At 65.0% G+C, this 18,597-nt stretch carries 13 protein-coding genes; 6 read left to right on the top strand and 7 right to left on the bottom strand.

Annotated features, from left to right (window positions below; genetic code table 11):
* Window positions 1–24: 24 nt before the first annotated feature.
* Window positions 25–1,338, bottom strand: coding sequence for a YihY family inner membrane protein (locus AC6LJW_RS01885; protein ID WP_400522978.1), 1,314 nt, complete (start codon window positions 1,336–1,338; stop codon window positions 25–27).
* A gap of 17 nt (window positions 1,339–1,355) precedes the next feature.
* Between AC6LJW_RS01885 and AC6LJW_RS01880 the strand changes: the two genes are divergently transcribed.
* The 3 genes from AC6LJW_RS01880 to AC6LJW_RS01870 all read left to right on the top strand — a co-directional run bounded on the left by AC6LJW_RS01880 (window position 1,356) and on the right by AC6LJW_RS01870 (window position 4,142).
* Window positions 1,356–1,727, top strand: a complete 372-nt coding sequence (locus AC6LJW_RS01880; RefSeq protein WP_056571311.1) for a DUF2069 domain-containing protein — start codon at window positions 1,356–1,358, stop codon at window positions 1,725–1,727.
* Window positions 1,724–3,211 carry a protein adenylyltransferase SelO gene (locus tag AC6LJW_RS01875; protein ID WP_498086339.1) on the top strand — a complete coding sequence of 496 codons (1,488 nt, stop codon included), beginning with the start codon at window positions 1,724–1,726 and terminating at the stop codon, window positions 3,209–3,211. The genes AC6LJW_RS01880 and AC6LJW_RS01875 overlap by 4 nt, the downstream gene beginning before the upstream one ends.
* 211 nt (window positions 3,212–3,422) lie before the next feature.
* Window positions 3,423–4,142: a response regulator transcription factor gene (locus AC6LJW_RS01870; RefSeq protein ID WP_043518814.1), complete on the top strand. Its 720-nt coding sequence runs from the start codon at window positions 3,423–3,425 to the stop codon at window positions 4,140–4,142.
* 30 nt (window positions 4,143–4,172) lie between these two features.
* Here AC6LJW_RS01870 and AC6LJW_RS01865 read toward each other — a convergent pair whose 3' ends face one another.
* Both AC6LJW_RS01865 and AC6LJW_RS01860 read right to left on the bottom strand, forming a co-directional pair.
* The gene (locus AC6LJW_RS01865; RefSeq protein WP_498086338.1) at window positions 4,173–5,720 is read right to left on the bottom strand and encodes a sensor histidine kinase; all 1,548 of its coding nucleotides are present in this window, start codon (window positions 5,718–5,720) and stop codon (window positions 4,173–4,175) included.
* Between the two features lie 8 nt (window positions 5,721–5,728).
* Window positions 5,729–7,699, bottom strand: coding sequence for a bifunctional diguanylate cyclase/phosphodiesterase (locus tag AC6LJW_RS01860; protein ID WP_498086337.1), 1,971 nt, complete (start codon window positions 7,697–7,699; stop codon window positions 5,729–5,731).
* A 449-nt stretch (window positions 7,700–8,148) separates the two neighbouring features.
* Between AC6LJW_RS01860 and AC6LJW_RS01855 the strand changes: the two genes are divergently transcribed.
* From AC6LJW_RS01855 to AC6LJW_RS01845, 3 genes are read left to right on the top strand one after another with little or no spacing between them, the layout of a single operon-like run.
* Window positions 8,149–9,531 carry a putative bifunctional diguanylate cyclase/phosphodiesterase gene (locus tag AC6LJW_RS01855; protein ID WP_056571306.1) on the top strand — a complete coding sequence of 461 codons (1,383 nt, stop codon included), beginning with the start codon at window positions 8,149–8,151 and terminating at the stop codon, window positions 9,529–9,531.
* 36 nt (window positions 9,532–9,567) lie between these two features.
* Complete coding sequence (gene aroC / locus AC6LJW_RS01850) at window positions 9,568–10,638, top strand: chorismate synthase (protein ID WP_056571304.1); 1,071 nt, start codon at window positions 9,568–9,570, stop codon at window positions 10,636–10,638.
* Window positions 10,639–10,675: 37 nt separating this feature from the next.
* Window positions 10,676–11,515: a M48 family metallopeptidase gene (locus AC6LJW_RS01845; protein ID WP_056571587.1), complete on the top strand. Its 840-nt coding sequence runs from the start codon at window positions 10,676–10,678 to the stop codon at window positions 11,513–11,515.
* Window positions 11,516–11,560: 45 nt separating this feature from the next.
* Here the strand turns inward: AC6LJW_RS01845 and AC6LJW_RS01840 are convergent, their stop codons facing one another.
* The 4 genes from AC6LJW_RS01840 to AC6LJW_RS01825 form a co-directional block, all read right to left on the bottom strand.
* Window positions 11,561–13,522: a bifunctional diguanylate cyclase/phosphodiesterase gene (locus AC6LJW_RS01840; RefSeq protein ID WP_498086336.1), complete on the bottom strand. Its 1,962-nt coding sequence runs from the start codon at window positions 13,520–13,522 to the stop codon at window positions 11,561–11,563.
* Window positions 13,523–13,539: 17 nt separating this feature from the next.
* Window positions 13,540–14,220, bottom strand: a complete 681-nt coding sequence (locus AC6LJW_RS01835; RefSeq protein WP_427987142.1) for a transglutaminase-like cysteine peptidase — start codon at window positions 14,218–14,220, stop codon at window positions 13,540–13,542.
* A gap of 63 nt (window positions 14,221–14,283) precedes the next feature.
* Entirely contained in the window at window positions 14,284–14,793 is a 510-nt protein-coding gene (locus tag AC6LJW_RS01830; protein WP_056571298.1) for a hypothetical protein, read from the bottom strand.
* A 59-nt stretch (window positions 14,794–14,852) separates the two neighbouring features.
* Window positions 14,853–18,597: cadherin-like domain-containing protein (locus AC6LJW_RS01825; RefSeq protein WP_498086335.1), on the bottom strand; the 3,745-nt coding region annotated here is incomplete at its 5' end.

Below are 18,597 nucleotides of genomic sequence, written 5' to 3'. Positions count from 1 at the left end.
GGGCGGACTGCGCCCTATGCTTTGCTATTTCTTGTTCGCTTCCAGTTGCAGCACTGGGGCGACTCCATTTCCGGTATTTTGCGCTTCTCCGCAGAGTTCTTCCAGCGTTGGCGTGGTTTGCGGCGAATTTACGGACGATACGATGCGCAGGATGTCGGGGTCGTTGCGAACGCGAGATTGGCTTCGGTCCAGCAGAAAGCGATCCACGACAGGCGCCAGCGAGGTCTCGCGCGCGTCGCACGTCAGCATCCAGTTGTCGTCGGGACTGCGGGTGGCCAGTCCCATCGTGCTCAGCGTTTCCAGGACTTCATTGAGTTCATCCTGATGCAGCCGCAGTTGCGAAGCCAGCGTGTTGGCGGCCACACCGCCGGGCGTCGACAACTGCGCGCGGCGCAGCGCGCGCAGGGCGTCCAGCGCATCGACGAACGAGGCGCCCGGATAACGGTTGATGTGCCAGCGTCCCAGCCGGATCAGCGGCGCACTGGAGGCAAGCGTTGCGCCCAGCAGCACGGCCAGCCATGACAGGTAGATCCACAGCAGGAAGATGGGCAGGGTGGCAAACGCGCCGTAGATGACCGTGTAGGTGGGAAACCGCGTCAGGTAGAAGGCGAACGCGGACTTCATGATTTCCAGCACGATGGCCGTGACGCAGCCCCCGACCAACGCGTCGCGCCACAGCACGTCGCGGTTGGGCACGACAACGAACAGCGCGGCAAAGCCCAGGCCGGTCAGCACCAGCGGAATGAACGAGACGATGACACTGATGACTTCGGGCACGTCCTTGATGAGGCCCAACGATTCGCGGGCCACGAATGAAGTCGCCCACAGGCTGGCGCCCGCCAGAACGGGACCAAGCGTGATGATGGCCCAGTACACCAGCGCCCGTTGCGGCAAGGGGCGCTGGCGCGAGACGCGCCAGATGTCGTTGAAGGCCTGGTCGATCGTCATGATCAGCAGCAGCGACGTGACCAGCAGGAACGCCCCGCCAATCGCGGTCAGGCGCGATGCCTGATGGGCGAACTGGTTCAGGTAGTCCATGATGTTGTCCGAGACGGACGGCGGCATCAGGCTGGTGGTGAGGAAGTCCTCGAGGGCGACCCGGAATTCCTGGAATACGGGAAAGGCCGTGAACAGCGACAGCACCACCGCAAGCATGGGGACGATTGCCAGAACGGTGGTGAAGGTGAGGCTGGAGGCGACCTGCAGCAGCTTTTCTTCGTTGGCGCGTTGGACGACGAAACGAAATACGCGTCCGGTCCTCGCGACCCGGGAAATGCGCGAGGTTGGTCGTTCTTTGACCGCCGGCGTAGCGGCGGCGGGCTCGGCGGGGCGATTCATCAGGCGATAATAGCAGCATGAATCCCGAACTCAACCCCCGCCTGCGCCTCGTGGCCTCGGTTTCATTGTTTGCCCTGATCGTGTTGTGCGTCGCCTGGGAAACCGTGGTGGCGCCCGTGCGGCCGGGCGGTTCCTGGATGCTGCTGAAAGCCTTGCCGCTGGCGTTTCCGCTGCGCGGCATCGTGCGCGGCAATCTCTACACTTATCAGTGGGCGGCCATGCTGTCGCTGCTGTATCTGATGGAAGGCGTGGTGCGCGCCATGTCGGATCCGGCGCCGCTGTCCGTCTTGATGGCGTGGGGCGAGATCATCTTGTCCACCACCTTTTTCCTCAGCGCCATCTTCTATGTGCGGCCCGCCAAGCGCGCTGCCCGGAGTCAACGCGCATGAACGCCCTGTCCCTGTCCGAACTGCAAGCCGTCAATTCTTTTGCAGCTCTGCCCGAAGCCTTCTACACCCGGCTGGCGCCGCGTGGGCTGAACAATCCTCGTCTGCTGCATGCCAACGAGCAGGCGGCCGCTCTGATCGGCCTGGATCCGTCGGTCCTGACCACCCCCGAATTCCTGCAGGTATTTTCCGGCGGCCAACCTATGCCGGGCGGCGATACGCTTGCGGCCGTCTATAGCGGCCACCAGTTCGGGGTGTGGGCGGGTCAGCTTGGCGATGGACGGGCGCATCTCCTGGGGGAAGTTCAAGGGCCCGCGGGCGCTTGGGAGCTGCAGCTCAAGGGTTCCGGCATGACGCCGTATTCGCGAATGGGGGACGGGCGGGCCGTGTTGCGGTCGTCCGTGCGCGAATATTTGGCCAGCGAGGCCATGTTCGGGCTGGGCGTGCCCACCACGCGTGCCCTGGCGCTGGTTGTCTCCGATGATCCGGTAATGCGCGAGACCGTCGAGACTGCGGCGATCGTGACCCGGATGTCGCCCAGTTTTGTCAGATTCGGCTCGTTTGAACATTGGTCGTCGCGGCGCCAGCCCGACCTGCTGAAAACGCTGGCCGATTATGTGATCGACCGCTACTACCCAGAATGCCGCGAGGTGCAGATGGGGGATTCGGCGTCCGATACCGCACGGTACGTGAATCTGCTGCGGGAAGTCACGCGGCGCACGGCGTTGCTGATGGCGGACTGGCAGGCAGTCGGGTTTTGCCACGGCGTCATGAATACCGACAATATGTCGATCCTGGGGCTGACGCTGGATTACGGTCCTTATGGTTTCATGGACGGATTCCGGCTGGGCCATATTTGCAACCATTCGGATGCCGAGGGACGCTACTCCTGGAATCGGCAGCCTTCCGTGGCGCTGTGGAACCTGTATCGGCTGGGCGGCAGTCTGCACATGCTGGTCCAGGACGCCGACGCGCTTCGGGCGGTGCTGGACGAATTCGAAGCCATTTTTACGCGCGCCTTCCATGACAAGATGGGCGCCAAGATGGGATTGGCGGCGTGGCGGCCGGAAGATGAAGCGCTGCTGGACGATCTGCTTAAACTGATGGACGCCAATCAGGCGGACTTTACGCTGTCGTGGCGGCGGCTGGCCGATGCCACGCAAGGGCAGCGCAGCGGTTTTGAAGATTTGTTTATTGACCGGCCCGCCGCCGGCGCCTGGCTTGACCGCCTGTTGGCACGCCATGCACAGGACGGAAGGCCCGCCGCGGAAACGGCGGCCGCCATGAATGGCGTGAATCCGTTATATGTGCTGCGTAACCATCTGGCGGAAGAGGCGATTCGCGCGGCCAAAGCTGGCGACGCCAGCGAAATTGAAACGCTCATGAAACTGCTGCGCAATCCGTTCGTCGCGCAGGACGGTTTTGAACGCTATGCCGGCTTGCCGCCCGATTGGGCGGGCGGAATTGAAGTGAGTTGCTCGTCCTGAGGATGGATTTGCGATATCGTCGGCGGTATTAATCACGCGTTATTGCCGGGATTAAGGAAAATCCTTGGCAAAAATGTGAAATATCGCCGTTTTTTTCGCTGCAATCATTCGTTTCTATTGTAAAAGTCGTAAGATTGCCGGCTCCGGGGCATTTTTGTTGCGTGGGCGCTCCAGGGGTTTGTCGACAATTTCAATGTAAAGCACTCTGAATATGCCTGGTGCAGATGGTTTGCTATGTATAGGTCTGCTTGAGGACGACGCCGACTTCCGTGAGGAATTGGCGTTGGGCTTGGGCGGCTACGGCTTTCGCGTGGCGTTCGCCTGTGACAATGCAGTGGCGTTTTACCGCCGCCTGCAGGAACAGCCGTGCGACATCGTCATTCTCGACGCTCATCTTCCCGGCGAAGACGGCTTTTCCGTCGCGACCCGCCTGCGCGCCCTGAGCCCGGTGGGCATCGTCATGCTGACGGGCCGCAGCGCGCTGGAAGACCGCGTCCGCGGGTTGGAAGGCGGGGCCGACGTCTACATGACCAAGCCGGTGGATCTGCTGGAACTCAGCTCGGTCATCCGCAGCCTGGCGCGCCGCATGCGGCTGGCCAAGGCGCCGCGCCCGGCCGACGCCGAAACGCGCGCCTCGGCGGATACGAACTGGTCGCTGCAGGACGGCGGCTGGATTCTTGTGGCGCCCGATGGCGCATCGCTGCACCTGAGCGCGCAGGAACGGACGTTCCTCGTTGCGCTGATGGATGCAGCAGGCAGCGCCGTCAGCCGCCAGGCACTGGCCGAACTCTTCCTGCCCGACAGTCCGGGCGGGTTTGAATTGCGGCGCATCGACGTGCTGGTGAGCCGTTTGCGCGCCAAGGCGCAGAGCGCCGGTCTTAAGCTGCCGGTGTTGTCGGTACGCGGCCAGGGCTACGTGTTCGCGGCTTAGGCCACCTCCGGGCCTAAGCGACCTCAGCGCCTAAGCTGACGGCGCGCTGGCGGGCAGGGTGATGACAAAGCGCGTGCCCACGCCCACCTTGCTTTGCATCGTCAGCGATCCGCCCTGGCTTTGGCAGATGCGCCGGGCCAGGTACAGCCCTATCCCCATGCCCTGAGTTTCGCGGTGCGCGGACCGCCGAAAGCGCGGTTCAAAGATCCGAGCCTGCTCATCTTCCCCGATACCGGGCCCACGGTCCACCACGGCGGCCCACGTCATGAATGTGTCGCCAACCCGCGTGTGGCCTGTTTCGATCCGCACCGGCTCGTTGGCCGGCGAATACTTGATGGCGTTGTGGATCAGGTTGCGCACGACGACGCTGGTGAGCGGGCGATCGCAGAACACCGGCTGCGGCGCCTGCGCTTCCAGCACCAAGGCATGGGCGGTATCCGGGCGCATGGCGTTCACCACGTCGCGCGCCAGTTCGGCCATGTCGGTCTGTTCGCCGCGCGGGCTCCAGGCGTGTTCCTCGAGGCGATCCTGGTTCAACAACTGATCCATCAGTTCGGTCATGCGTGCGACCGACCGGTGTATGCGCGCCAGCCGCGTGTCCACGGTTTCGCCGCTGTCCGAGAGAATCATGTCCAGGGATTGCGCCGCGGCGCTGATGGTGGCCAGGGGCGCGCGCAACTCGTGCGAAATCAGCGCGTTCATCTGCCGCTGCGTGTCCAGCGCGCCGGCAAGTTCGGCCAGGCGCAGTTCGCCTTGCGCCAGATGTTCGGCGTCGGAGCTGGCGCTCTTGTTTGGCGCGGGTGCGGCGCGGTTGGATGCCTCCAGAGCCAGCCACACGAGCGTGCCTGACACCAGCATCAGTCTCAGCACTTCGAAGCTTGCATCCGCGGCGTCTGCCCCGCTTGCGCGCCAAGCGTCGTGTCCGAGGATCCAGGCTGATACCCCAAAGGCAAGCATCAGCGCCAGGTTGGCCGGGCGGCCGGACCGCTGCCGTACCGCGCTGGCCAGGAACCACAGCGCCAACGGCACGCTGAGCGCCGCGCATACACCGGCGATAGCCGCCGGCAGCATTCCCGATTCGGTTTCGTACACGAAGATCAACGCCAGCGCCGCCACGCCCGAGAGTGCGATGCAGACCCACCGGCACGCGGCGCCCAATCCGGCCGCAATGCGCGATCCCTGCAGCAGGGGCGAGGTCAGGGCGAGCAGGGCGGCATAGGAGGCGGCCTGCAGCGCGCCGGGCGGCATCAGATCGGGCAGGGAACGGAACAGGCCTTCGACCAGCGCGAAGGCCACACCCGCCGCATACAGGGCGTTGCGCGTATGCGCCCAGGCCACGCCGCATGCCATCGCGCAGGCGATTGCAACGCCGGCGGTCAGGCCCGAGTGCAGGTTGTCATAGCCGGTAGTCAGCGTGCCGGCATTCAGCGCGTCGGCATTCAACCCATAAGCGAGCGCGTAGGCCGGCCAGAAGAAGGCGCACAGCAGCAGCCCGATTCCCGACCGGACGGATGTCCGGAAGGCGACGGGCTGGCTTGCGCGAGGGCGGCGCAAACGCCAGCGGGTGCGAAGAAGCAATACTTCCGTCAACTAGGAACCCATTGGTGATCGTGCGCAAGGTCATGCGCGCGGGCGGAGTTTACGACAGGCCCGCTTATTGCACGGACGCCGATTTCTTCCAGTACGAGCTGCGTGGCCGAGTCGGGCACGTCGGCCGCATAGACCGCCATGCCGAGCGTCGTCGCGGTCGTGACCACGGTGGCCGCGAGGTGCTGGCTGCCGGGGCTTTGCAGGATGCCGCTGATGAAACTGCCGCTCAGCGTCACGTACGAGACGGGGAATTCATGCAGGTGCTCCATGGCGCCAAACTGCTGCGACAGCCGCGATACCCCGACTCGTCCGCGGGCGCCCGTGACGATGTCGCAGAGCTGGCGCACGTCGGCGCCTTGTTCGACGAGACCTGCGGCGTCGACTTCGAGGATCAGGCGCGTGGATAGTGCGGGCCGGTCCTCGAGCATGCGTTCAAGGCGCGCGAAGAACGATCCTTGCGCAAGAGTGGCGAGCGATACCGGCACTGTGAGCGCGCCGTCATGGGTGAACAGCCAGTCCAGGCCAAGGCGGATCGCCTGGATATCGCATTCGGCGGACAGGCCCAGGCGCACGGCTGGCGGCATGAAGATCGAGGCAGGCACGGGATCGGTGCCGGAGGCATCGTGCAGCGTCAGGCAGGCCTCGTGGTGCAGCAAGGCGCCGGACAGGTCATGCAGGGGCTGGGCAGACAGTGAGAACCGGTGCTGCTCCAGCGCCGTGACCAGCGCGTCGTGCCAACTGTATTCGCCGATGCGGGTGCTGTCGGCGGCCTGGCTTGCCGGGGTGATCTGGTCGTCGTCCGCGCTTTCGGCGCACATAAGTGCGTGGTCCAGACGCGCCAGGATGTCGCTCATGTTGTCGCCCGGGGCAAACGCCGCCATGGCCAGCGCCCAGCGGCACCACCCGTATTTGTCCATGGGCACGCGCAGCGACCGCAACTCGCGCCGCACGCGTTCGGCCAGCACGCTGGCCTGCGGCGCCGATGTGCGCGGCAGCAAGAGGGCGAAATCCGATCCGCTGATCCGGGCGATCAGCGTGCCCGGGCCGCCGAATTCCTGCACGAGCTTGCGCAGGCGGTCCGACGATGAGCGCAGCCACTGGTCAGTGAATGCGCGCGACAGGTGGCGGTTGATTTGTGCGAGGTCCCGCTGGCGGAACATCAGCAGATGGCCGCCGGCCTCGTCGGATTTGTCGGCCAGCGCGAGCCTGAACTGGTCGACAAAGTGCTTGCGGTTCGACAGACGCGAGATGGGATCCCGGTAGATCTCGCTTTGCAGCGATTCGATGCGGGCATTCTGTTCCTCGACGGTGGCGGCGACACGGCGCTGCGCGTCGACCAGCGCCTGATCCACGCCGGGCACTTCGCACGAACCGCTCAGCGGCGCGTCGGCGCCGGGAGCCAGGGCGCGCACACGTTCGCAGATGTCGCGGGACGTGCGGGCCTCGATCCATCGCACGAGATTGGTGGCGAACAGCGCCCAGAAGGCGGCGGCGGCCAGCACCAGACCCAGCACCCGGACGCCGCCTTGCCAGAGGGTGTCGCGAGCCAGGCGCGCGTCGGCCTGCACCGTAAGGGTGCCCTTGGCTTGGCCGCCCGGAATGACGAACGGCCGGGAAGCGGCCGGCGCTTCCATATTCAGCCAGGCGGCGCGCCAGTCGCGCTCCCGGCCGGCGGCAGCCGGCCCCGCCCGGCGCTCTACGCGCAGCCCGCTCCCTTCGTTCGTGATATTGACCAGCGCATACAGGCCCTGCCCGAACAGTTCATCGGCAAGCTCAACCTGCTCGCGGTGGCTGCCCGAACTGTGCGACAAGGCCCACGCGAGCGCGTTCGCGCCCGATTCGCTTTGCTGGGCGAGCTGCGTATTCAGATAGCGGTGGGCCGCCAGCATCCCGAGGGCTTGGGCGCCCAGCAGGATGAAGCCGATCAGAAGGGCGGAGCATAAAAGCAGCCGGCGTAGGGTGGGCATGAACTTGCGAGTCGCTTCCGGGACCTGGATATCAAACGTGACACACGTTACGAAACGACAGCCGACAACGCTGACACTGTAATGGGACCTGTCACAGAACGCACAGAATATTACGAAATCCTCGGTTATATCAGACAAGGTGTGCAATTATTTCGTTCGTGAGAATTGCCCGTTTGAGAACTATTGAGACACTGCGTATTAATTTTTGGGGTTGCGGTGTCGTAGATGGGTCGAGGCATGGCGAGAGGACTGGCCAGCGACCGCCAATCCAGGACCCCGCCATGACCGCTACGAGCACCATCGGATCCAAAGAAAGTCAGGAGAAAGGGGCGCGTTGCCTCCGAAATGTGGCGTTTTTTTGCGAAAACAATGCATAATTTAAAATATGTTACAGCCCCCGGGCCCGAGATCGGGTCGCAACGCCGGGGGCTTTTGGATAGGGGGGCTCCGTGCGTGAGAGTTACCTGCTCGCACTGTGCCTGACGCTCGCGGGCGCACTTGCAGCGATCAGTCTGCTGTTCTTCCGCCGGGAGCGTGCGCTACGCCGCCGCCTGACGCGGGATGAACTGACCGGCCTCCTTAGCCAACAGGAGTTGCATCGTCGCGTGCGTGTCTGGCTGGGCCAGCCGCAGGGCACGACGCGCCGTGGCGCCTTTTTTCTCGTCAGTTTCGAACACTACGCACAGATCAGCGCCATGCTGCGCGCCGGCGAAGACCAGGCGCTTTTGGTTCAGGTGGCGGATCGCATCAGCCTGGTCGCACGCACGCTTGGCGGGATGGCCGCGCGCACCGGGACCGATTCGTTCACCGTCTGTGTGCCCGGCGTGGACGAGGAGGGCGCCGCCCAGGTGTCCGCCAAGCTCCTCGCCGACCTGAGCGCGCCGTATGAATTGGGCGCGCGTCCCCTGATTGCCGTCTTCCGGATTGGCGCGGCCCTGTATCCCGCCCACGGCCGCAGCGTCGAGGAATTGCAACGCTGCGTGCAGGTGGCGATGGTGCCGCTCAAGGATCGGGGCGGCGAGGGCTGGAATCTCTTCGACTTCCGGCTGCTGGCGCGGCAGCGGGACCAGCAGGGCCTGGAAAACGACTTGAGACTGGCGCTGACGACGCCGGCCATGGAACAGTTCGAACTCTATTACCAGCCGGTTTGCGACAGCGCGACCGGCGTGGTGCAGGGGTGCGAAGCGCTGCTGCGCTGGCATCATCCCGTGCTGGGCAGTGTGTCGCCCGCCGTGACGATCGAACTGGCCGAGCGCAGCGGCCTGATCGTGCCGCTGGGCGCCTGGATCCTGGAGCGCGCGTGCACGCAGGCGGCGTTGTGGCCGACGGCGTGGCGGGTCCACGTGAACCTGTCGGTCAAGCAGATGAACGAAGACGGGCTGGTGCAGCTTGTGTCGGACGTGCTGGCCGCCACCCGGTTGTCGCCGCGCAAGCTGGTGCTGGAGATCACCGAATCTATCTTCATCCTGCACTACGAGCGGCACGTGAAGATCCTGAACACGCTGCGCGAGATGGGCATCGGCGTGGCGCTGGATGACTTTGGCTGCGGCTATTCCAGCCTGAACCATCTGCGCCATCTGCCCATCGACTGGGTCAAGATCGACCGCAGCTTCATTTCCGCCCTGGAATCGGACGCCGGCAGCCGCGAAGTGGTCTCCGCCCTGTTCGGCCTGTGCCAGGCGATGCACCTGCCGGTCGTGGCCGAAGGCGTCGAAACCGAAGGGCAGCGCGAAATCCTGAAGTCGTTGGGATGCCGCGTGATGCAGGGCTTTCTGCTGGGGCGCCCGGCGCCCGCCGCTGAAATCCAGGCTTTGGCTGCGGCGGTGTCATAATCGGGGTTGCTTGCAAACCCGACCTGTTGACTCCTTATGCCCGGCAATACCCTAGGTACTCTCTTTACCGTCACGAATTTCGGCGAATCCCACGGGCCGGCCATCGGCTGCGTCGTGGACGGCTGTCCCCCCGGACTGGCCCTGGACGTATCCGACATCCAGTTCGAACTGGACCGCCGCCGCCCGGGCACCTCGCGCCACGTGACGCAGCGCCAGGAAGCCGACCAGGTCGAGATCCTGTCCGGCGTCTACGAAGGGGTCACCACCGGCACGCCGATCGGGCTGCTGATCCGCAACACCGACGCGCGCAGCAAGGACTACTCCAACATCCAGGACACCTTCCGCCCGGGCCACGCCGATTTTGCCTACTGGCGCAAATTTGGCGTGCGCGACCCGCGCGGCGGCGGACGTTCCTCGGCGCGGCTGACCGCGCCCACCGTGGCAGCCGGCGCCATCGCCAAGAAGTGGCTGGCCGAGCAATACGGCGTCAAGGTCCGCGGCTACATGAGCCAACTGGGCCCTGTCGCCATCCCGTTCGTTTCGTGGGACGAAGTGCCCAACAATCCCTTCTATGCGCCCAACGCCGAGGTCGTCCCCGAACTGGAAGCCTACATGGACCAGTTGCGCCGGGACGGCGATTCCATCGGTGCGCGCATTGAAGTCGTGGCAGAGAACCTGCCGGCCGGCTGGGGCGAGCCCATCTACGACCGCCTGGACGCCGACATTGCCCACGTCATGATGGGTCTGAACGCGGTTAAGGGGGTTTCTATTGGCGCCGGCTTCGACTGCATCGCGCAGCGCGGGTCGGAACATGGCGACGAGATCACGCCCGATGGCTTCCTGAGCAACCACGCCGGGGGCGTGTTGGGCGGCATTTCGACCGGCCAGCCCATTACCGTGTCGCTCGCGATCAAACCCACGTCCAGCATCCGCGTCGAGCGCCGCTCCGTCAACCGCGCCAACGAGCCGGTGATGGTGCAGACGCTGGGCCGCCACGACCCGTGCGTGGGCATCCGCGCAACGCCGATCGCCGAGGCCATGCTGGCGCTTGTGCTGATCGACCACGCGTTGCGCCATCGCGGACAATGCGGCGCGGCCCCCGTCTGATACGTTTTCCCGTTGTTGAATTGGCTTGGAGGCCGACATGAAACAGAAGCGTCATTTTCTGCGCAATGCCGGGGCCGTGTTGTCGCTGGCCGTGCTGGCAGGCTGCACCGGCATGAACACCACGCAGTCAGGCGCCGTGGGCGTCGACCGCAAGCAATACATGTCCAGCATGGTGCCGGCGCAGGCGCTGGAACAGGAAGCGAACCAGCAGTACGCCCAGATCCTGCAGGAAGCCAAGGACAAGGGCCTGCTGGATCGCGACGCCAAGCAGCTTGCGCGCGTGCGCGAGATCTCGCAGCGCCTGATCGCACAGGCGGGCGTGTTCCGTCCGGATGCGGCCAACTGGAAATGGGAAGTCCACGTGCTGTCCCAAAACGAGGTCAACGCCTGGTGCATGCCCGGCGGCAAGATCGCCGTCTACACCGGCCTGATCTCGCAGATCAAACCCACCGATGATGAACTGGCCGCGGTGCTGGGCCACGAAATCGCCCACGCCTTGCGTGAACATGCGCGTGAGCGCGTGTCGCAACAGATGGCGACCGACCTGGGCCTGCAGGTGTTGGCAATCGCCACGGGATCCCCGGCGGCGTCGGACCTGGGCGGTGAGTTGACCAGCGTGATGTTCACCTTGCCCAACAGCCGCACGCACGAGACCGAAGCGGACCGGATGGGCGTGGAACTGGCGGCCAGGGCAGGCTTCGATCCGCGCGCCGCCGTGACGCTGTGGCAGAAGATGGGCGCGGCCAGCCAGGGCAGCGCGCCGCCCGAGATCCTGTCGACCCACCCGTCGGCCGCTTCGCGCATCAGCGACCTGCAAACGGCCGCGCAGAAGGTGATGCCGCTGTACGAACAGTCCAAGGGCCAGGCCGCGCGCTAAGCGCGATGCCGGCGCGGCGCCCCCTCGCAGGGGCGCCGGCCCGGCCTAAACCTGGCCCGCCGTCCTGACGCCCTGACCGCGCATGATCTCGATCCCCAGACCGTGCAGAATGCGCTGCGTCTCGGCGTCCGGCACGTCTTCCGCATAGACCGCAATCCCCAGCGAACGGGCCGTTTCCAGCACCGACGCGGTCAATTGCTGGCTGCCCGGGCTCTGCGACATGCCGCCCACGAATCCCCCGCCCAGTTTCACGTAGGACAACGGCAGCGTATGCAGCTGCGCCACCGCGCCAAACTGCTGCGCCAGCCGGCGCACGCCGATGTGTGCGCCGAATTCTGCGGCCACGCGCGCAAACGCGGTGATCTGTTCGTGGCATTCCACTAGCCCGTGCGCGTCGATTTCCACGTACAGGCGGCGCGCCAGGGGGCGGTTCTCGGTCAGCAGCAACGCGAGCTGGCGCAGGAACTTCTGGCCCCGCAGCGAGGGCAGCGCCACGCGGACGGCCAATTCGCCCGAATGGCTGGCCAGCCATTCCAGGCCGAGCCTCACGGATTCCAGATCGCATTCCGCCACCAGATCCAGCCGCACCGCCGGCGGGATGAAGAGGGTGGCCGGGATAGGTTCCTGGTCGGGCGCGGTGCGCAGCATCAGCATGGCTTCGGTGCGCACGACGTGACCGTCCAGCGCCAGCAGCGGTTCCGTCGACAGTTCGAACTGCCGGTTTTCCAGCGCCGTCTGGATGGCGTCCTTCCAGGCGCGTTCGCCCGCTTCCGACGGCGATTGCATGTCGGTGGCGCCGGCGATCACGACCTGGTCGTTGCCGGCGCTTTCCGCGCGCATCAGACCAAAATCCAGACGCGCGAGCACGGCGCCAGCCTGGCTGCTGTGTCCGTAATCGGTCATGGCCTGCGCCCAGCGGCACAGATGGCCCTCGCCAACCGGAATGCGCGAGGCATGCAGATCCGCGCGCACCTGCTCGGCCACCATCATGGCTTGGGGCGCCGCGCAGCCGGGCAGCAGCAGCGCAAAGTCGGAGCCGTTCAGCCGCGCCAGCATGGGCGTCGCGACGTGCATGCGCTTGAGCGTGCCCTGGATGCGTTCGCAGGCGGTGCGCAGCCACTGGTCGATGAATTCGCGCGGCATATGGCGGTTCAGGTCGGCCAGGTCGCGCTGGCGGAACACCAGCACATGCCCGCCGTCGATCCGCGACGTTCCCGACGCCGGCCGGGTTTCCAGCGCGCGCCGGAACTCGTTGACGAAGTATTTGCGGTTGGGCAGGCCGGTCACCGGGTCCTGGTTCAGCTCCAGTTCCAGCGACTCGATCTTGGCGTTCTGTTCCTCGACGCTGGCATGGATGCGTTCGCGCGTCTGGTTCAGCGCCTGCACCACGCCGGACAGTTCCGGCACGCGTGCCTCGACCTGCTCGCCCGGCGCGTCGCGGCCGATGCCGCGGACGTGGTCGCTGATCTCGCGCAGCAGGCGGTTCTTGATCCACCCGACCAGCACGAAGGCAAACATGGCCCACAGGATGCCCGCGCCCACGACCAGCGCGATCATCTTCAAGCTGCTGCGCCACAGGGCTTCCCAGGCGTAGGCGTCGTTGGCAATAAGGGTGACTTCGCCGATCTGCCGCCAGCCGTCGCTGACCGCGTGGCTGGCCGCCTGGCTATCCAGCGGCGCCAGCGCCTGGAACCATGCCGGCACGGAAGCGGCGGTGGCCGTCGACTTGCGTTCGATCAGCACCTTGCCGTCGGGATCCGTCAGGCGCACCAGCGAGAAGTGGCCGCCGTCGTACAGCGCCGACACCAGCAGTTCCTGCACGACCGGGTCGTTGTTCGCCGGTTGTGACAAGGACAGGGCCAGGGAGACGGCCGCGTCGGTGCTTTGCACCTGGAGCTGGCCCGACAGGTACTCGCGCGCCGAATTGACGCTGAGCGCCAGCGTCCCCAGCAAAATCACGCTGATGGCGAGGGTCACACTGAGCAGTAGCTGACGAAGTATGGACATAGTCTTGTTTCCGGACATCAGGGGCGGATGCCTTCCCGTTCCATGCGTTGAAGTAGGTCGCGCCAGCGGCTTAGGCGGTCGACAGGGGCGGCCGCCTTGCCGTCCACGTAGACGCCGTCGGCGTTGAAACTGAAAACCGGCGTCAGGTCGCGCCGCTGCGTGGCCGGCAGGATGGTTGAGATCAGGCTGTCCAGCACGAGCGGGACGGCATTCGGGGTTTCGTAATAGCCCAGCACCATGTGGGCCACCTGGCTGCTGCTGGCCGCGCCGCCGATCCGGGCGCGTACGTAGATGAAACGCAGCTTGTTGGCCGGCACGCCCATCGAGAGCAGGGTGAAGTACTTGCCGATGACGTAGTCTTCGCAATCGCCCGCGCCCTTGCCCAGCGACTCCAGCGGCGTGGCCCAGTAATCGGCTTGCTTCCAGATGATGGAATCCTCGCCAGACAGCAGGGCGCGGTTCCAGAAATCGTTGGCGACGGTTAGACGGTCGCGGTCAGTTGCGGGGGCAGGGGTGCGCAGCAGTTGCAGCCAGTTGTCGACCGACCTGGCGCCTTTCGCGCCATAGCGGCTGGCCGACAGCTTTTGAAGCTTGACGGCATCGACTTCGATCGCAAAGCTGCCGCCCCACCAGCAGGCAAGGCCAAGCAATGCCAGGCTGATGGCCCGTTTCAGCCGAAGCGGGCGGCGGCCAGGCATGAATCAGTGTGCGGATGATGTCGCCGCATGTCGATGCCGATCTCCCGGGCGGTCATGCTCGGACTAGCTGTTCTTTGCCTGCCGGGCGGCCTTCATGCGCGTCCGGTCCGAGGCCTCCTGCGACAGATTTTTGATGTAGCCATCGAAGGTTTCGCCGTGCGTCGCCTTGCGGACCTCTTCGCCGACCTGGCAGGCCCATTTTTCACCGCCCACGATCAGCGCGGACTGCGTGATGAGGTCGGCATAGGAAGAGCGCAGGACAAACGCGATGCTTTTTTCGTAGTCACCGCCCTCGCGCTCGAGCTTGGTCGCGATCTGCCAGTTGGAGACGGCGTTGATGAGCACGGCGTTCAGGTGATCGAAATGCGTGCGGTAGAACGGATTGCGCGGCAGCTTGATGAGCGCCTCGAAAAAGCCCTGGTTGATCTCGTCATCCGGGACTTCCTTGTCGCGGTCGATGAGATCGTCCCAGAGATGCGCAATGCGGCACACCATGTCCACGTAGTCGGCCGCGGCGGCGTTTCCTTTGAACCAGGCAAGAAGCTGGTCGCGTTCAAAAAAATGCTTGGGCATGGGATACCGGCAAAAGGCCGCGCTCCGGCCCGCAAAGGCCGGAGCGCGTGGCGCGTGGGTCAGTTGTGATCGACGATCAGTTTACCCTTGTTCATCAGGTCATTGATGACTTGGGCGCTGGTCAGCGAACCATTGTTGGTCAGGTCCACATTCTCCAGAATGATCTTCTGGTCGATGTTGTGGGCGAGATCGCCATTGGTGCTCACATTGATGACGGTGTTGCTGCCTTCCTTCTTGACCTGCAGGTAGTTGGTCAGCGGGTTGGACTCTTCTTGCTGCAGCAGGTCGCGCAGGTCCAGCACGTCGCCATTGTTGGCGGGCGTGGCCGTCGAGAAATCCTTGATCCGGTCGACGGCGGGTGCGGCCGCCGTGCCCTGATCGTTGAGTTCCCAACGGAAGGTGTCGCTGCCCGCGCCGCCGACGAGGATGTCGTTGCCCTTGCCGCCGACCAGGACGTCATTGCCCGTGCCGCCGTAGAGGGTGTCGTTGCCCTCGCCGCCATGCAGGTAGTCATTGCCGCCTTGGCCGAAGAGGGTGTCGTCGCCCTTGCCGCCGTACAGGAAGTCGTCTCCGCCGCGCGTGTCGCCGGCCTTGTCGAACTCGGCGCTGTGCTGCTGCAGGTAGTTGTAGAGCTCCAGGGTCGTCGGCGCGACGCCGCCCTTCTGCGCGGTCATGTAGTCCACCAGCGCCTGCCAGCCTTGGCCGTTATGGCTGCCTGCGGCATTGCCGGTCCACGACAGATGGTCGGTGTTGATGGTGTCGCCGAAGATGATGTCGTTGCCATCACCGCCATGGATCGTGTCGCCGGAAACCGGCGCCGGGTCCGTCGTCGTCTGGCCGCCTTGCAGAGCGGCGTTCAGCTCGTTGGCGCTGTTGACGATCTGGGGCTGACCCACCGTACCGTTGACGGTGTATTCCGAGGAGTTGCAGCCGCTGCCTTCCGTAACCTTCGTCGAACCCTGGCCCGTGGCGTTGGTATTGTCAAAGAACCGCAGGTAGTCGCTGTTGACCCCGGTGCCAATGCCAATGCCATACATCACGACCTTGTTGCCACCCACCAGCACGCCGGATCCATCCACCAGGGGCTTGGCTGCATCGATGGCCTGCTGCATTGCGCCGTTGCTTTGGTTGCCGCTGGTGCCGTAGACGTTGGGGTTGCCGTCCGTCAGGAAGAACGTCAGGTTCTGGTAGTTGTGATCCGCGTCCTTGCCGCCCGAAACCTGCGAGTTGAACCAGCTTACGGCCTTGTTGAAGGCGTCCTGATAGTTGGTGTTGCCGTCGGCCTTCAATCCGTCGATGGCGTCGAGCAACAGCTGGACATTGGCCTTGCTCAGGTTGTTGATCGTGACACCGCTCTGCGCCTTGTCCGAGAACGGAATGAGGCGTACGTTCACGACGCCGTCATGGTTCGACAGCTGATTGGCCAGTGCGACGAGCGAACTCTTCAACAGGGCGATCCGCGTCACGTTCGTGTTGCCGATCTTCTCGGTCATGCTGCCCGACACGTCGACGATGAGCGAGATGTTGTAGTTCTTGCCCGGCTCGACGGCCGTCACGGAACCGCCACGGTCGCCCACGAGGATGTCGTTGCCGCCACCGCCGTTGATGTCCGTGTTGGAGGTGTTGTTGCCCACCGCCAGCTTGTCCGTGGACAGCGTGAAGGTGTGCTCGGCCGAGGTGTTCTGTCCGCCGTTCGCGGTGCCGCCGGCATCACGGACCGAGAAGTCGAACGTGGCATCGCCGCCCGCGGTGGCCGGGGTGAACACCAGCTTGCCCGACTGGATGTCGGCAACAGAGATGACCTGGCCAGCCGTCACGGGTTGGCCGCCAAAGGTCAGCGTGCCTTCGCCGGCGCCCGGGATGCGGGTGATGACCACGCTCTGGAAGCCGTCATTTTCGACGCCGTCATTGAACGGGAAGTCGGACACCTTGAGCGTGTACGAGGCGTTGACGGTCGAGTGCGCTTCCGCGTCGCCCGAAATCGGCGCGTCGTTCGTGCCCACGATGGTGACGTTGACCGGCTTGGTCGCGGTGCCGTCCTGGGACGTGACCGTGAACACTTCGCTCAGGGTCTGGCCGGCCTTCAGGTTCTGCACGGCGGCCAGCGCGTTGTTGAGCTGGTAGGTCCAGTTGCCGTTGGCGTCCACGGTGAACGTGCCGTAAGTGCCCTGCACGGCGGTGCGGGGCTGCACGAAGCTCTGGCCGGCATCCGGATCGGTCACGGTCAGCTTGCCGCTCGCAAACGCCGGGGAGTCCTCGTACACCGTGCCCGAGCCCGCGCCACCGATCGTGGCGACGTCGTTCTTGCCCGTGACGGTGACCGTCAGCAGGGCCTGGCTGGTGCCGCCTTCGCCGTCGGACACCGTGTACCAGATCGACGACTGTGCGGTCTGGTTGGCGTTCAGGTACTGGAAGTCGTTGCCCGGGTTGAACGTGTAGGTGCCGTCGGCGTTGATGGTGAACGTGCCGCCATTCAGGCCGGCAATCGACTTGCCCACGCTGTTGGCATTGCCGCCCACAGCGGAAACCTGCAGCGGGTCGCCATCGGGATCCACGTCATTGGCAAGCACGCCCTTCTTGGCGTCCGTCACCCTCAGCGTCGTATCCTCGTCCGTCGTGCCCTGGTCGTTCTGAGCCTGGGGCAGCGGATTCGTGATGTTCCACTTGAAGGTCTGGGTCGTCGACAGGCCAGCCTTGTCGGTGGCGGTGACGGTGATCGTGTGAACGCCGGTGCCGCCCAGTTGCGAAGCGGAATGATCGATCTTGCCGCTGATGATGCCGGTGTTCGGATCGATCGTCAGGCCCTTCGGCAAGCCGGACGCGCTGAACGTCAGTTTGTCGCCGGTCGCCAGGTCCACGTCCTTGAAGTGGCTGGACAGATCCACGCTCGTGACCGTCTGCGAGTCCACGCCGGTCTGGTCGGCGATGACGGTCGACGTGGGACCCGAGTTCGTGCCCGTGACGGTCACGGTCAGCGTCGCCGTCGAGAGGCCGCCTTCGCCGTCCGAGACGGTGTAGGAGATCGACGTCGTGGCGCTGGCGCCATTGGCCAGATGCTGGAACGCGGAGCCCGGGTTGAACGAGTACGAACCGTCGGCGTTCAGCGTGAAGGTGCCGCCGTTGGAGCCGGTGATGGCCTTGCCGACGCCAGCCGCTTGGCCGTTGACGGCCGAGACGTGCAGGGTGTCGCCGTCCGGATCGGTGTCGTTGGACAGCACGCCGTGCGCCGCATCGGCGGAGAGGCCGACGCCTTGCTTGGTGCTGCCCGAATCGTTGACCGCGGTCGGGGCAGGGTTCTTGACGTCCCACGAGAAGTCTTGCGACACCGAGGCGCCGGACTTGTCGGTCGCCGTGATGGTGACGGCGTAGACGCCTTCATTGCCACCTTGCGAGGCCGACTTGTCGAGCGTGCCGGAGATGATGCCGGTCTTGGGATCGATGGTCAGGCCCGGGGGCAGACCATTGGCCGAGTACGTCAGCACATCGCCCGAGTCCACATCGGTGAACTGACCGGAGATGTTCACCGGGGTGATGGCTTGGCCGTCGTTGTTGGCTTGGTCATCCAGCGTGACGCCCGGGGTGAGGATCGGGGTGTCGTTGGTGCCAGTGATCGTGACCGTCAAGGTCGCGGTCGACGTGCCGCCTTCGCCGTCGGAGACGGTGTAGGTGATCGACGACGTGGCCGTCTGGTTGGCGCCCAGGTTGTTAAAGGCCGAACCAGGATTGAACGAGTACGAACCGTCAGCGTTCAGCGTGAAGGTGCCACCGTTGGAACCGGTGATTGCTGCGCCCACGTTGGTCGCC

It is taken from the genome of Achromobacter sp. 1012554356 (assembly GCF_059760815.1).
The sequence above is the reverse complement of the archived record's forward strand: the minus strand, read 5'-3'. Positions and strand labels throughout refer to the sequence as shown.

Coding starts and splice junctions, on each gene's coding strand:
- AC6LJW_RS01860 (WP_498086337.1), bottom strand. CDS start 7,699: ATGCCCACCCTACGCCGGCTGCTTTTATGCTCCGCCCTTCTGATCGGC.
- AC6LJW_RS01835 (WP_427987142.1), bottom strand. CDS start 14,220: ATGCCTGGCCGCCGCCCGCTTCGGCTGAAACGGGCCATCAGCCTGGCA.
- AC6LJW_RS01845 (WP_056571587.1), top strand. CDS start 10,676: ATGAAACAGAAGCGTCATTTTCTGCGCAATGCCGGGGCCGTGTTGTCG.
- AC6LJW_RS01840 (WP_498086336.1), bottom strand. CDS start 13,522: ATGTCCATACTTCGTCAGCTACTGCTCAGTGTGACCCTCGCCATCAGC.
- AC6LJW_RS01885 (WP_400522978.1), bottom strand. CDS start 1,338: ATGAATCGCCCCGCCGAGCCCGCCGCCGCTACGCCGGCGGTCAAAGAA.
- AC6LJW_RS01830 (WP_056571298.1), bottom strand. CDS start 14,793: ATGCCCAAGCATTTTTTTGAACGCGACCAGCTTCTTGCCTGGTTCAAA.
- aroC (WP_056571304.1), top strand. CDS start 9,568: ATGCCCGGCAATACCCTAGGTACTCTCTTTACCGTCACGAATTTCGGC.
- AC6LJW_RS01880 (WP_056571311.1), top strand. CDS start 1,356: ATGAATCCCGAACTCAACCCCCGCCTGCGCCTCGTGGCCTCGGTTTCA.
- AC6LJW_RS01875 (WP_498086339.1), top strand. CDS start 1,724: ATGAACGCCCTGTCCCTGTCCGAACTGCAAGCCGTCAATTCTTTTGCA.
- AC6LJW_RS01870 (WP_043518814.1), top strand. CDS start 3,423: ATGCCTGGTGCAGATGGTTTGCTATGTATAGGTCTGCTTGAGGACGAC.